The organism is Virgibacillus subterraneus, assembly GCF_900110695.1.
Classification (GTDB): Bacteria; Bacillota; Bacilli; order Bacillales; family Amphibacillaceae; genus Lentibacillus; species Lentibacillus subterraneus.
In genome coordinates, this window is the sequence record NZ_FOEH01000007.1 from 17,779 (window position 1) to 30,837 (window position 13,059).

Consider the following 13,059-nt stretch of genomic DNA (forward strand, 5'->3'; position numbering starts at 1 on the left):
CAATAGTAATTGTCCAAACAAGATAGTAAAAAAAGCGCTTAATTTAAATCTCCCCCCTTTAATTATGCTGATTTTTTTCAAACCAAAGCAGTGCTTGCTTTTCCATTTCCTTTACGAATTCTTTTTTTGCAGGGCTATAGTCACTTGTGCTATCAAAACGTTGAGCCAGCTCTTCTTTAAAATTGCTGTATCGATCTACTTCTGCTGGGTGGGTTCGCAGGTAATCCCTAAATATTAAATGCCGTTTAATCTGAGGATTATCCACTTGATAAAAATGAATATGGTGCGTTCTGTTTTCCCCGCCTTTTCGAAATAATCTTCTTCCTTCAATGCCCCATTCGCCAGCAACATCATATCCAAGTGTATGCATTTTGTCATTGAACAAATCAATTTTCTTAATGTCTTTTACAATACACATCATATCAATTACGGGTTTAGCCTTAAGGCCAGGAACTGCGGTGCTCCCAAAATGTTCAAATTTAATCACTTCGTCGCCAAATATGGTTTTTAAAAATTGAGCTTCCATTTGAAACATTTTTGCCCAGTTTTCATTAAAATCTGTTAATCTAACTTTCATAAAGCCCCCCCTCTTATATCTTTTCATTTTCGATATAATCTAAAGCGCACCACCTAACATTAATACTTTCATTCCCTCCGCTACCATATATATTATTACAACCGCAAAAAACAATAATCACCGGACTTAACGGAAAGAGCTCCCCTTACCAAAAAGAAAAGAAACGCTATAAAAAAGATCATTTCACCGTAGATCTCATAGTTTTGGCGGTCCAGAAACATTAAGATAAAACATATTATTGCTAAAGTTATAAGGCTAATGCTAAGTATCGAAACAGGTTTACTTACATGTTTATCTGACTTAATTTAGTACCCCTCCTCATTTTACTCACATGAGCAATAACTTTTAGAATTCAATTATAAATATTAAGTATGATCTTTTTTCGTGGGATGGATGTTTTTCTTAACTCTTTAATATATTTATCAAGTTCATAAGGAACGCACTGTTGCATTAGGTTATATCCATTTTGGTTCACATCAATAATTCCATAGCGAGCAAAAGGTTTATTAAAGCAACCGACGGAACCAGGGTTAAAAAACGTTGTAGAATTACAAGTAAACCTATGACGACTATGCTCGTGCCCAAAACAAACCAACGAAAAACCATCTAACCCGTCTAGGGAAGTGAAATTTTTTTGATTAGGAATACCAGTAAGATCAAAAGGATCTCTACATATATGAGCATTATGAAATGATTGCTTCATCGGATAATGAATTAGATGTAGGCTTTGTTCATAGATAGTAGGGTTTATTATACGAGGAAGTTTTTCCAACACAGATTTATGCTGCTTATTAAGTCTTTCAGCAATCCACTCGTGGTGTGGAATAACATCAACCCTGCTTTCAGGGTATGGTTCATTGTTAAGGAGTGCTAAGACAGCTTCATCGTGATTTCCTGAAATCATTTTAAGATTATCTGTTTCCAGTAAAGTATCCAGAACCTCATTTGAAAAAGGTCCTATTCCAATCATATCACCAAGACAATAGATGAAATCGACTGACTTTTCTTTGATTTCTTTCATAACAGCATTCAGTGCATAAATATTTCCGTGAACATCTGTAATTATTGCAATTCTGTACAAGACGCTTTCATTCCCTTTATCGTCATAGTTTGTAAAGCCTAACCTGCAGTAGTAAAAAAACGATATATGATATAACCCATTACCATAAAGAGTTGCATAAGGATTCCTACCACACTACAAATCAAACCTGACGTTGCTAACCCTCTGCCATCCTCATTTGTTTTTACAATTTGTTTTGTCGCCTTTCTTGAAACGACAACTCCTATGATACCAAGAAATAACCCAATAAAAGGGATTATAATTGAAAGAATTCCTAGTGTTAATGAAGTTATCGAATCACCGTTTGTTGCTGCCTTTTCGGCCATATAATCCCCCCCTCTCCTATTGACTATTAATTCTGTCTACGAATTGGTTGGCTGTTTCTTTTTTATAGTCCCCTTCTATCACAATTTCTTTTCCAGGAATAGCAACTGATATTCTAGGTGAACTAATCACTTCTTCTCCAATAATAAACATAAATCGTTTCACCAATATGTGGTTCAGTTATTTTCTCTGACTTACCTTCTTCTTTGAAAGTTAACTGGATGATTTTTTGTTCATCTTGATCTCTTTGCTCTACACTTGCTTTTGCAAAATCAGAAGTGGATGCCAATACTTCTCCTTCTTCATTTTTGAAAGTAATTTCTCTATTTTCTTTTGTATTACCAATTGAACAGCCTACTAACAATATAACGAAAGATATCAATAAATAAGAACAAATATTTTTCATATCTATTTGCCTCCTATTCAGTAATTTTAACATAATATCCCAGCTGTTCGTTATTAATATCTCAATTTTCTGAAATAGTAAACAAAAAATGTCAATTTTACAATGCAAAATACAAACGAGGTCATCAATGTGAATCCTCATTCCGTTAAAAGCACAAAATCATCGAATATAAGGATTAAAAAGGAAAATAACGGAAGAGGATCCTCCAGTTCATCAGTATACATGTTTTATTAAGTACGATAGTTTACGGAACTCGTTATAAATCCATTCTCAACCCAAAACCTTCTCCATACGAATATCAGACCACATTCTATTTTGCCAAAAAGTAAAATCATGGATCGAGCCAATTTCCTGGTAGCCCAATTTCTTATACAGCTTGTGTGCCTGCATGTTAAATTCAAACACACCCAGTTCAATTCGCTTCAGACCTTTCTGCTTGACTTGTTCCTCTAAAAATTGGATTGCCCTATACCCAACCCCTTTCCCCCTTGCTTCGGGTTCACCAATCGTAATTCCTATCCAGGCAGTCCCAGGCTTTTTTTGGTAAAGGTGTGGGGGATCAACCATATAGTTCATTTCCCCGATTAACTTGTCATCTAGATAAATTAAGTAGATGTGATGGTGTTCGAGTCTTTGTGTAATGTCATCTATAGTTATTACTTGTCGCTCTACGTCGACTTTATTTCGATTGGGTCGAGTCAACGGGACCAAGTTGGGGTCGTTTTCCCACTGGTTAAACATTTTCACTATGGTTGGTGTAGGTTCCTTTAATTTGATGAAATAAGTATTCATGGGAATCTCCTTTTAACTATTAATGTAGAGTTTTCACCTGCGTATGTGATTAATATATTTCTAACTCCACAACACTCTCATTATATCATTTGTCTCGTTTATATTTGTGCTCCACTTTAATTATTGAATAAATAAAAAGACAACACCATGACAAATAAAATGATGTTGTCTCTTTTATTAAATTAGTTATTCACCCTAGGCTTACATACTTATAATAAACCTAGAAGCATTAATCCACTCAAGGAATAAGACCTACGCCAGGAGAAAATAAGAATCCTCCCCGTTTTATTTCCGCAGTAATTGATTAGCTGAGAATAAAGCTTTTTTATCTTGAAAAATATCGCCGGGTCTGTTTGCTTCTCCAATAATATAGTCCTCAAATGAAGTGCCTATAAAATCAAAGATATATTGAAATTGCTGAATTAGAGGTAACCCTTTTAAGTAGGGGTTATCTCCTCCTACCGTAATGACATAGGCTTTTTTAGCAGCCATACTATTTTTAAAGTCAGGATAGCTTGCATCCCTCATTGTTTGAGACCAGCGATCAATAAAGTTCTTCAGTGTTCCCGACATGCCGAACCAATAGATCGGAGTAGCAAACACAAAAATGTCATGCGGTATAATTCGATCAATGATTGAATTATAATCATCATCAACTTCATAAAATCCTCCTTGGGTATGGCGCAGATCTTCAATAGAATGAATATCATAATTTCTCAGATAAATTTTTTCTACAGATAATCCCTGGACAGCTTGCTCAGTTAGAGTTTCCGTATTACCATTTTCACGGGTACCCCCATAAATAACTGCAATAGACATAAAGCACATGCTCCTTTTCATTTAATATTTTTAACTTGCTGTTTGATTACTTTTAGCTTATGATAAAAACACAAATCAATAAAGATGATTATTTTAATCAATACAATCGAAAATAACGATTGATGGCGGTGAAAGAATGGAAACTAAACAATTAATTACATTTAAAACAGCTGCAGAAACCTTAAATTTCACTCAAACAGCAAAGATATTAAATTTTGCACAATCAAGTGTGACAGCCCAGATTAAGGCACTTGAAAAAGAACTGGATACACCTTTGTTTGAACGACTTGGTAAGCGATTATATCTTACAGAATCCGGTCGGCAATTTAAAATTTATGCTGATAAAATGCTTGTACTAACCGAAGAAGCTCGAATGGCCACGAGTGGATTAGATGAGCCATCAGGAACGCTTGTTATTGGGGCACAAGAGAGCCAATGCACGTATCGTTTACCACCAATACTTAAAGATTTCAAAGATCAGTTTCCAAACGTTAAACTCATCTTTAAACCAGCCCACTCAGATGAAATGGCTAAAGAAAAACTGCTTGAGGGAAATCTGGATGTTGCTTTTATTATGGATACACTCAAGCCAGGAGATTCTTTAACAATTGAATCTCTTACACAAGATAGGATGAAGCTGGTAGCTGCTCCTGAGCACACATTATTAAACAAATCAGAGGTCTTCCCAAAAGATCTAGAACAGGAAACCCTTCTGCTTACTGAAACAGGGTGCTCCTATCGTACGTATTTGGAAAATACTTTGCGAGAGTCCGAAATTTACCCTACTAACAAATTTGAATTTGTTAGTATTGAGGCAATTAAACAATGTGTAATAGCTGGACTTGGAATAGCTATTTTACCTGAAATGGCTGTAGAAAAAGATATTAAAGGAGGATTAATGAAAGAGATTAAATGGAAACAGCCTGCCTCACCTTTTTTTACTCAAATTGCCTGGCATAAAGATAAGTTAATGACGATACCATTGCAATCTTTTATAGAACTAACCAGAAGGACCCTTAAGGATATTCAAACTAAATAAAAGAGTAAGCTGCCAAAGTTTTGGTAGCTTACTCTTTTTTTACCTATCTAAATTCCGCTGCTAACTGTATAAAATCTTCTGCATCTTTTATACATAACTGCATTCCTTTTTCCCAGAATCCTTCTTGCGTTATATCTTCTTCTAAATGCTTCATTGCTAAATCTTCAATGGACATGCTTCCTGAATCTCTTAGCAGTGCCATATATCGCGTCTCAAATTCATTTCCTTCTTCTTTGCCTTTTGCATATACACTTAATGCAAATAGATAACCAAATGTATAAGGGAAATTGTAAAAGGGTTTATCTGTGATATAAAAATGTGGTGTAGAAGCCCAAGTGTATGCAGGGATATCTTCTAAGGCTCCATCATAGGCTTCATCTATCGCCTGGTCCATAAGTTGATTTAAATTGGAGGGTGAAACCATACCCTTTTTTCTTTCCTCATAAAACCTTGTTTCAAATAAGAATCTGGAATGTATATTCATAAAATTCATTACACTTCGCTTTAATTTCTCATCTAGTAAAAACAATCTCTCCTCAGGTGAATCCGCTTCTTCCATGGCTGCATCTAATACGATCATTTCTGCAAATGTTGAAGCCGTTTCAGCTATACTCATTGGATATTGTCTATTAATATGATCCACAGCATTCATAGCATGATTATGGAAGGCATGACCTAATTCATGAGCCAGGGTTAACACATCCGTTATATGACCACCATACGTCATGAATACTCTCGATTCTTCAGAAAGTGGAAATCCAGCACAAAAAGCGATTGCTGATTTATTCGATCGATCTTCTGCTTCAACCCACTTCTTATTGAAAGCGTAACGTGTGAAATTCTCTAATTCAGACCCAAACCGGCTGAAATGATTCAATATAAAATCTACACCATCTTGATAATCTATTGTTTGCATTGATTTGTTGGCAGGAGCCCAAAAATCAAATGACGGCAGTTTTTCTTTCCCCAACATTTTAGCCTTGTTGTTTAAATAGTTGGCAAAGGGTTGTTTATGCTGGTTCACCACTTTCCACATTGCACCTAACGTTTCTTCTTTCATTCGGTTGTCTTTTAAAGGTTCATATAAAACATTTTGAATACCTTTTCTGTTGTATACTTGCAACCGGAAACCTGCGATCCGATTTAATATGGTTGCGAAAGTATCAGATTTTTGTGCCCAGGCTTTCTCCAGAAGAGCAGCGGATTGTCTTCGTACTTCACCGTTCTCATGGGAGCGTAAATTTCTTGCTTGTCCGACAGCGAGTTCTTTAACCTTTCCTTCAACAGGAATATCAATTCTCATTTCGGCAACTGACGAATGATACAAGTCCCCCCAGCCATGATAGCCATCTACCATTAAAGAGGAGATAGTATTTTCCTCTTGGTCTGATAGCAGTGTATTTGCTTCTTTTCGCCATTCTCCTAACAGAAATTGATAGTTTGTTAATTCTTTACTTTCTATTATATCTATCCAATTTGTATCGTTCGTTAGAGCAAGCGCCAATTGAAATCTTCGTACCAAGGAATTAAAATGGGCACGATGAGATGAGACTCTCTCTTTCCAGGTTGCTGCATTTATATCACTTACATCTTCTGCAAGTAAGCAAGTTATGAAAGATGAAATTTGCGATAGATGTAACTTGATATTCTCTATATCCTGAATGAGTTCTGCAACAATCTTTGCACCATCACTATCTTTTAGAGCTTTTAAATTGACTACCTTTTCTTCAAAATTGTTTACGTCTTTTTTTATGTATTCGATTTGGTCCTGTAACTGAATGGAATTACTCCCTGCATTAAAAAGAGAATCTAAATTCCAATTCACTGGATATAAAACACCACCCATATCAAAGCCTCCCTATTGCTCACACAAATGATGAGTTAAATTGAAGTTCAAGCTCCTTTACTAGATGGTCATAGTTAGTCGATGAATCGTTCACAATTAATCGATTACTAAAACATCTGGAAAAGTTCTTAACATTAATCTTCTCATGCAACTTTTCTTCTGAAACAGGAATTTCTTTCATCCAGGTTCTAAGTGTCGATAACGGAACCTTTTCATATTCAATCATCGCCAACACAGGAGTTGCAATTCTCTCATCTTCTTCAGCAGCAAAAACACATGGTGCGTTTACTACTAATTCCGTGATCCCTTCCCACAACAGCATACACGAATCAATATCAGCATGACGATTTTTTACGAGTTCATCGATTGCATCAGAAGCATGTGCCGGGGCATGTGCCCAGCCCTTTCCTTCAACAAAATCCCGATAATCCTTCTCAAGTCTACAATAACTAACAACAAGTTCTACAACACTATTATACTCAGACTTAGAAAGAAATTTATCTTGATTATCGCGATATAACAACAAAGTGATTAATAAAGAAGAGAAAGACCTGAGAAAGACACTATCTGATTCTACCTCGCCTAGCTTATAAAACAACATTTCACCTGAACTCGCATAGGCTAACAATTCCTTTAATTCATTGTTTGTAAGGTAGTTATTATGTATCAATAATTTTATGAGTGCCTGATAGCCTAGTTCATCCCGTAATTCTGCATCAGTAGACCCTAATACACTAACCACTTCTAAAACTGTTTTATATTCATCTGTATCATCTGAGACTATATGGGTTTTATTTAATAGATTATGTAGTTTCTCTTTTATTCCTTTTTCATTTTCCATCCTTGGTTCTATGCTCCTTTTGGTCCTCAGCCTTATTTTACAGTGGTCCCTGTCATTCATAATACGTCTGTTATAATTCCTTTTTCAACTCCAAATTGGATGAGACCTGCATAGGGATCTCCGGTAATACCTAAAATTGTACAAAATGCTGGTTCGGTTTTGTATCCTTGTTGTTTAAGTTTAACTACATTCTTTCTTAATTTACTATCTTGTTGTAACAGTTCAAGTTCAATAACCATATGAAGATAGGCGTGTTGTTTGTGTACAGGTTGATCTTGACCAAATAACTCGAACTCAAAATTGTTGAAGATGAAATTTGCTTTAATGACCTCTTTATTTCTTATAGTTGTTGTATTGATTTTAAAGCTTTCTTTGCTGGAATATAGACTTTGAAGACGATCTTTGAAATCATTCAATTCTTGCACTTCCATAATAACGTCCAGGTCTGAACCCTCGACATCAATTCCGATCGGCAACGTTCCACATAATACTGGATTATACATACTCAATTCATTAAAAGTGCCCAGTTCATTAACTGCTTTGTACGCTGTTTGTTGAATTTCATTGCCAGTTTCCATCCTTTTGAATAAATTATAGCCAATCAACACATTACCTTCCCCACTTACAAAGATTTTCTTACCTTCCAATACAATATTTCGGTCGATATCCTGATGCTGGGGTTGATATATACTATCTCAAGTCGATAACCTAATGCGGAGGTTGATATATCCTAACTCAAGTCGATATCCCACCGCGAAGGTCGATATACCCTGCTCCAAGTCGATATCCTGCCGTGGAAGTTGATTTACCGCAATTCAAGTCTATATCCCACTCCTACTTCCGACCAAATTTTCCTTTTTCGTTTAAATCCAAATATGATTTAATTTCTTTCTTACTCTTAAGCCTAATAATGGTTTTTTCAGGGCCTGTTTTCCTGAATGCTTCAAATCTACCTTCCATCTTTTTCTTGCGAGAAGAATAAGTAGTAACGATGAATTTCAGAAATTCATAGTCTAACTTTTCCTTGCATCCTTCTCCCATGTCTGGCCGGGTATTCCCTATATTTAGGATCCATCGCTTAATAACTCGATACAGACAAACGATCAAAGGGAGTTCGAGATAAATAATTGTATCAGCTTTTTGGGCTCTAATATCATATGTACTATTATAATTGCCCTCGATTATCCAGTTATCCTGGGCAACAATCTCCTTTTGGCTTGCTCTAAATTCTTCTTTTGGAGTTTCTACCCAATTTGGTTTCCAGTGCAGGACATCAAGATGATAGACGTTTATATCCAGTTGCTCTCCAAGTTTTGCCGCAAAGGTAGACTTCCCCACACCAGCCGACACTCCCATCACCATGATGCGATTCATATTCAATCAGCCTCCTAAACAACCCTGTAATTTACCACTTATATCACGAGAGCCTTTTGGACATGTTATAGCTTTTAGCTTTATAACCCATTTTCTCGTATAGCGCGAATGCTCTTTCATTATGTGCAAACACGTGTAAGCTTATTTGATTGATGTTTTCTGACTTCGCATACTCTTCAAGAGCTATCATCGTTGCTTTTCCATACCCTTTGCCACGTTGATCATCATCCAACTTAATGTCATAAATAAACCCGTGTTTTTCATGCTGTTTTGATTTTATGTTCAGCCATAATGTCCCGATCGTTTCATTGCCATACATAATAGAAAAAAGTACATGAGCGTTCGTTTCTAACCCATCCGGTAACAGCTGCTCAAACTGTTTCTTGGCTTTATCAAAAGCCTCTTCTTCACCCCAGTTTCCTGCTTTCACATGTTCATTAGCATATTCTTGTATTGCGCTATTATAATACTGATTAAAAGCCTCTTCATTCATACGAGCTAATTTTACAGACATATATGTACTCTCCTTTATTTTCAATAATACCTTAAAACTCAACCAAGAAAGGATGCATATTTTGGTTTAAACAATACTGGATTCTTTGCCGAAAATTATTCCAAGTTACCATTTCTATTGCTTGTTTAATTGGAAAATATCCAACTTCTAAACTCTCAGAACTTGTTGTTGGTTCTCCACCAATTGGGTTACCCAAAAATAGGTTATTGCATATCGAGCCATTCACATTCTGAAATATACCACAAAATTTGGTTATCTCAATATCAATCCCCGATTCTTCTTTTGTTTCTCTAATTGCAGCATCCCTCAGTGATTCTCCCTCTTCAACCTGTCCACCAGGCATTTCCCATCCTCTTTTTGGTCCTTTAATTAATAAAATTTCTTGCTGTTCATTTAAAACAATGGTTGCCGCAGAAACTATATGCTTCGGTGTTGTCATATACTTCCCCCCTCTAATTTTCAATATTATTTAGTATAACATTAGTTTTTTTAAGAGAAGGATGTAAATAAATAAACGAAGCAATTGTCGCTATAATGCCGCCAACCAGTATCGTAATTTCTGTTCCAAATTGTTCAGCAATTATCCCGGCTGCCAAAGCTGCAACAGGCATTAATATCCATGTCATAAAGCGACTAGTTGCTTGCACACGGCCTAACAAATGATCAGGGCTTAAGGTTTGACGAATGGTTACAATGCACGGACTCATAATGGCAGCAGATATTGTGCCTACTGCATTCATCAATGCTAACCACATGAACGTATCCGAAAAGCTGAACACTATAATCGAAATTCCACCGATTGTTCCTGATAAAAATAAGATCCTTCTATAGGAAAAATAGCGCTTAAGTAAATTTGTAACTAAAGCACCGCCTACTGCAGCAACCCCTCCAATAGATAACAGATAACCTATATGTACTGTATCTAATTCTACTGAAGACTTTAAGTGTATCACCAGCATGGTTAAAAAAAGAGTCGTTCCAAAAATAGAAAAAAGCATAGCAATATTGGTGTACAAAATAGGCTTCTGCTTTAAAACAAAGACAAATCCTTCCTTAATATCTGCAAAGATTTTCGAACCTCTAGTATTCTCATTTCGATCGGGACTATCAATCTTTAAACTTAATACGATTAAGAAACCGATAAAGAAACTTATGCTGTTTATTAATAGACCAACTCCAGGATTAAAAATACTAATAATTATTCCACCTAACCCTGGTGCAATAAAAACTGCCGTTTGAAATATGCCTGTATTGATAGAATTAACTAATTGCAAGTCTTTCTTCTGCACCAATTTAGGTACTGATGCAAACTGGGATGTATTATAAACTTGCGTTAAAACACCTACTAATAATGCTCCCGCGTAAACTTCCCAAATATAAAGCGAGTTCATCATATGTAATAGCCCCAACAAACCTATCGTCACAAATCTGCCTAAATCACAAACCATCAAGATTCTCTTACGATTAAATCGGTCCGCCAAAACTCCAGTAAATGGCTGTATTATAATTGGTAATCTTTCTAAAGCTGCAACGATTCCCATACTCAATGGAGAACCTGTTAAAGCTAAAACAATTAGCGGAAGGGCAATTAGATATATTTGATCACCAAAAAAAGAAATTAAATTTCCCCCGATAAACCTGAAAACCTGATAATTACGTTTAAATTCCGGTGTTTTTTCGTCTGAATAGACTTGTCCGACCGAAGATTCCATCTCATTCCTCCCTGGCTTAGATTAATTATCTTCCAAATATAGCTGCAGTTCTTTAGGTACAGCAGTCAACGCTTTTTCATTAATCTCATATTTATGTGAAATTGACGCTACTAATCTTGCTGATTTTAGTATTTTCAAATGGTGATGAACTGTTGTCTTACCCATCTCCAACTCATCAGTTAACTCTTGTAGGGATAAGCTTTTCTCCTTAATTATCTTCAAAATCTTTAAGCGGTTTTCATCTCCAAGTGCTTTATACCTTTGCACCAGCATTTTATTCGGAACATATTTATTGTCACTAGAAATGCTTTCATTGGCGACCGCATAGTAGAATACTTTAACACCTTCTAAGTCTGCTTCCACGTTCCAGGGACGGTAAATGTATTGAGGTATGAGAATAACTTGAAATACACTTGGTTCCGGATAATAACGCGTACCATCTGTAGCCCATTCCACAAACTCCTCTGGTCCCAATTTTTCAATCATCTTTTCTTTTGCTACCATATCTCTGATCAGTATAGACTCCAATTCTTCTTCATCAGGTTCAATCACTGCCTTATACCAACCAGACATTACTTCAATCAAATGGCTTTTTAATGTTTCCGTATCGACTTTACTAATGAACTTCAGATAAGAAGGCAGGAAAGTATTCTCTTTTGTAATATGCTGAAGTTTCTTAAGAGCATCATTCGACCCTTGGATTAACTGATTGATTAGTTCTTTTTGTTCTTTTCCCAGATATGGAATTGCTATAGTTCTTAATTCCTCCGATGATAGTTTTTTTACAAAGGAAGTAAAATCCGCTATATTCTCAAAATCTTCCTGATGCAAAAGTTGAAGAAGTGTCTTCCAAGTATTATGTGTTTGTACATACTCCAGGGGCTCAGTCATTTCCTTAGTCATGGATTCCTTAATCCTCTCCCTGTTTTGCTTCGGTAGATCAAGGGTCTCAACAAGGGAATGATTCGTAATAGCCGCTATACCTAGTGCGCATTCCCATAAAAGTGAATATTTTATTTGAACGCTATATGTTTCTCTTTCTTTAGTTCTCATAGAAAATATATCCATTTTATCTCCTCCTAGTTATATTCTATACATATAGTATAATTAATTCAATATAAATGGAATGTATTTTATATAAATAAAACAGACACCCAAATTGGAGTGTCTGCGCCTAAAATTTTAATGAGGTTATTATAGGATGAGTTCAATCAATGAAGTGTATTTCTAAAAGAGGATATTTTACAATGCGGTATTAGGCTGAACAGGATATTGACAATTTCATTATTTTTATTTGGTACGGCGACTTATGATTTCTGATTGCACTTCATATATGTTAATCATCTGAATCCCTCCTTTTAATTTTACAATCTCGGTTTAATTGCTTACTTCGTACGACGATCCGCAACTTCTGTTTCCACTTCATATATGTTAATCTTTGAATCCCTCCTTATTTCCTTTATGATTTACGATCTCAATTTAATCTTTACTTCGTACGTCGACTTGCGATTTCTAATTCCATTTCGTATATGTTAGTCATCTGAACCTCTCCTTGTTTCTTTGATACTCTAAGTATAAGTAAAAATTAAGCCTTCCAAAACGGCTATGAGCATGAACTTCACTCAACCTTTAGACTGATATTTTTATAAGACCAATAAATTTGTGAAGGATTTCTTTAAAACACCAAAAAAGAGAACTTCATCCTTGATACTTAGTATCACGAAGGAAGAAGTTCCCTGATTTAAAGCTAGTTTT

At 35.6% G+C, this 13,059-nt stretch carries 15 protein-coding genes; 1 reads left to right on the forward strand and 14 read right to left on the reverse strand.

The genetic code is table 11. The features are described 5' to 3' along the window. Nucleotides 1–58: 58 nt before the first annotated feature. The 6 genes from BMY13_RS16425 to BMY13_RS16450 all read right to left on the reverse strand — a co-directional run bounded on the left by BMY13_RS16425 (nt 59) and on the right by BMY13_RS16450 (nt 3,978). Entirely contained in the window at nt 59–577 is a 519-nt protein-coding gene (locus BMY13_RS16425; protein WP_092493413.1) for a GrpB family protein, read from the reverse strand. A 352-nt stretch (nt 578–929) separates the two neighbouring features. Next, entirely contained in the window at nt 930–1,658 is a 729-nt protein-coding gene (locus BMY13_RS16430; RefSeq protein ID WP_175476844.1) for a metallophosphoesterase family protein, read from the reverse strand. A gap of 38 nt (nt 1,659–1,696) precedes the next feature. Beyond that, complete coding sequence (locus tag BMY13_RS16435) at nt 1,697–1,963, reverse strand: DUF4190 domain-containing protein (RefSeq protein WP_092505960.1); 267 nt, start codon at nt 1,961–1,963, stop codon at nt 1,697–1,699. Nucleotides 1,964–2,085: 122 nt separating this feature from the next. Further along, entirely contained in the window at nt 2,086–2,367 is a 282-nt protein-coding gene (locus BMY13_RS16440) for a hypothetical protein (RefSeq protein WP_092505962.1), read from the reverse strand. A gap of 270 nt (nt 2,368–2,637) precedes the next feature. Beyond that, the gene (locus BMY13_RS16445; protein ID WP_092505964.1) at nt 2,638–3,159 is read right to left on the reverse strand and encodes a GNAT family N-acetyltransferase; all 522 of its coding nucleotides are present in this window, start codon (nt 3,157–3,159) and stop codon (nt 2,638–2,640) included. Between the two features lie 285 nt (nt 3,160–3,444). Next, nucleotides 3,445–3,978: a flavodoxin family protein gene (locus BMY13_RS16450; RefSeq protein ID WP_092505966.1), complete on the reverse strand. Its 534-nt coding sequence runs from the start codon at nt 3,976–3,978 to the stop codon at nt 3,445–3,447. A 136-nt stretch (nt 3,979–4,114) separates the two neighbouring features. Between BMY13_RS16450 and BMY13_RS16455 the strand changes: the two genes are divergently transcribed. Beyond that, the gene (locus tag BMY13_RS16455) at nt 4,115–5,017 is read left to right on the forward strand and encodes a LysR family transcriptional regulator (protein ID WP_092505968.1); all 903 of its coding nucleotides are present in this window, start codon (nt 4,115–4,117) and stop codon (nt 5,015–5,017) included. Between the two features lie 43 nt (nt 5,018–5,060). Here the strand turns inward: BMY13_RS16455 and BMY13_RS16460 are convergent, their stop codons facing one another. The 8 genes from BMY13_RS16460 to BMY13_RS16495 all read right to left on the reverse strand — a co-directional run bounded on the left by BMY13_RS16460 (nt 5,061) and on the right by BMY13_RS16495 (nt 12,372). Further along, nucleotides 5,061–6,863, reverse strand: a complete 1,803-nt coding sequence (locus BMY13_RS16460; RefSeq protein WP_092505970.1) for a M3 family oligoendopeptidase — start codon at nt 6,861–6,863, stop codon at nt 5,061–5,063. A gap of 19 nt (nt 6,864–6,882) precedes the next feature. Further along, entirely contained in the window at nt 6,883–7,704 is an 822-nt protein-coding gene (locus BMY13_RS16465; protein WP_175476845.1) for a DUF2785 domain-containing protein, read from the reverse strand. 56 nt (nt 7,705–7,760) lie between these two features. Continuing rightward, nucleotides 7,761–8,309 carry a DUF4269 domain-containing protein gene (locus tag BMY13_RS16470; RefSeq protein WP_245736138.1) on the reverse strand — a complete coding sequence of 183 codons (549 nt, stop codon included), beginning with the start codon at nt 8,307–8,309 and terminating at the stop codon, nt 7,761–7,763. A 229-nt stretch (nt 8,310–8,538) separates the two neighbouring features. Beyond that, nucleotides 8,539–9,078, reverse strand: coding sequence for a P-loop NTPase family protein (locus BMY13_RS16475; RefSeq protein ID WP_092505974.1), 540 nt, complete (start codon nt 9,076–9,078; stop codon nt 8,539–8,541). Between the two features lie 43 nt (nt 9,079–9,121). After that, complete coding sequence (locus BMY13_RS16480) at nt 9,122–9,592, reverse strand: GNAT family N-acetyltransferase (protein ID WP_092505976.1); 471 nt, start codon at nt 9,590–9,592, stop codon at nt 9,122–9,124. A 31-nt stretch (nt 9,593–9,623) separates the two neighbouring features. After that, nucleotides 9,624–10,031 carry an NUDIX hydrolase gene (locus tag BMY13_RS16485; RefSeq protein ID WP_092493399.1) on the reverse strand — a complete coding sequence of 136 codons (408 nt, stop codon included), beginning with the start codon at nt 10,029–10,031 and terminating at the stop codon, nt 9,624–9,626. Nucleotides 10,032–10,044: 13 nt separating this feature from the next. Then, complete coding sequence (locus BMY13_RS16490; RefSeq protein WP_092493398.1) at nt 10,045–11,304, reverse strand: MFS transporter; 1,260 nt, start codon at nt 11,302–11,304, stop codon at nt 10,045–10,047. 21 nt (nt 11,305–11,325) lie between these two features. Further along, nucleotides 11,326–12,372 carry an ArsR/SmtB family transcription factor gene (locus tag BMY13_RS16495; protein ID WP_092505978.1) on the reverse strand — a complete coding sequence of 349 codons (1,047 nt, stop codon included), beginning with the start codon at nt 12,370–12,372 and terminating at the stop codon, nt 11,326–11,328. Nucleotides 12,373–13,059: the final 687 nt, after the last annotated feature.

Coding starts and splice junctions, on each gene's coding strand:
- BMY13_RS16425 (WP_092493413.1), bottom strand. CDS start 577: ATGAAAGTTAGATTAACAGATTTTAATGAAAACTGGGCAAAAATGTTT.
- BMY13_RS16435 (WP_092505960.1), bottom strand. CDS start 1,963: ATGGCCGAAAAGGCAGCAACAAACGGTGATTCGATAACTTCATTAACA.
- BMY13_RS16440 (WP_092505962.1), bottom strand. CDS start 2,367: ATGAAAAATATTTGTTCTTATTTATTGATATCTTTCGTTATATTGTTA.
- BMY13_RS16445 (WP_092505964.1), bottom strand. CDS start 3,159: ATGAATACTTATTTCATCAAATTAAAGGAACCTACACCAACCATAGTG.
- BMY13_RS16450 (WP_092505966.1), bottom strand. CDS start 3,978: ATGTCTATTGCAGTTATTTATGGGGGTACCCGTGAAAATGGTAATACG.
- BMY13_RS16455 (WP_092505968.1), top strand. CDS start 4,115: ATGGAAACTAAACAATTAATTACATTTAAAACAGCTGCAGAAACCTTA.
- BMY13_RS16460 (WP_092505970.1), bottom strand. CDS start 6,863: ATGGGTGGTGTTTTATATCCAGTGAATTGGAATTTAGATTCTCTTTTT.
- BMY13_RS16465 (WP_175476845.1), bottom strand. CDS start 7,704: ATGGAAAATGAAAAAGGAATAAAAGAGAAACTACATAATCTATTAAAT.
- BMY13_RS16475 (WP_092505974.1), bottom strand. CDS start 9,078: ATGAATCGCATCATGGTGATGGGAGTGTCGGCTGGTGTGGGGAAGTCT.
- BMY13_RS16480 (WP_092505976.1), bottom strand. CDS start 9,592: ATGTCTGTAAAATTAGCTCGTATGAATGAAGAGGCTTTTAATCAGTAT.
- BMY13_RS16485 (WP_092493399.1), bottom strand. CDS start 10,031: ATGACAACACCGAAGCATATAGTTTCTGCGGCAACCATTGTTTTAAAT.
- BMY13_RS16490 (WP_092493398.1), bottom strand. CDS start 11,304: ATGGAATCTTCGGTCGGACAAGTCTATTCAGACGAAAAAACACCGGAA.
- BMY13_RS16495 (WP_092505978.1), bottom strand. CDS start 12,372: ATGGATATATTTTCTATGAGAACTAAAGAAAGAGAAACATATAGCGTT.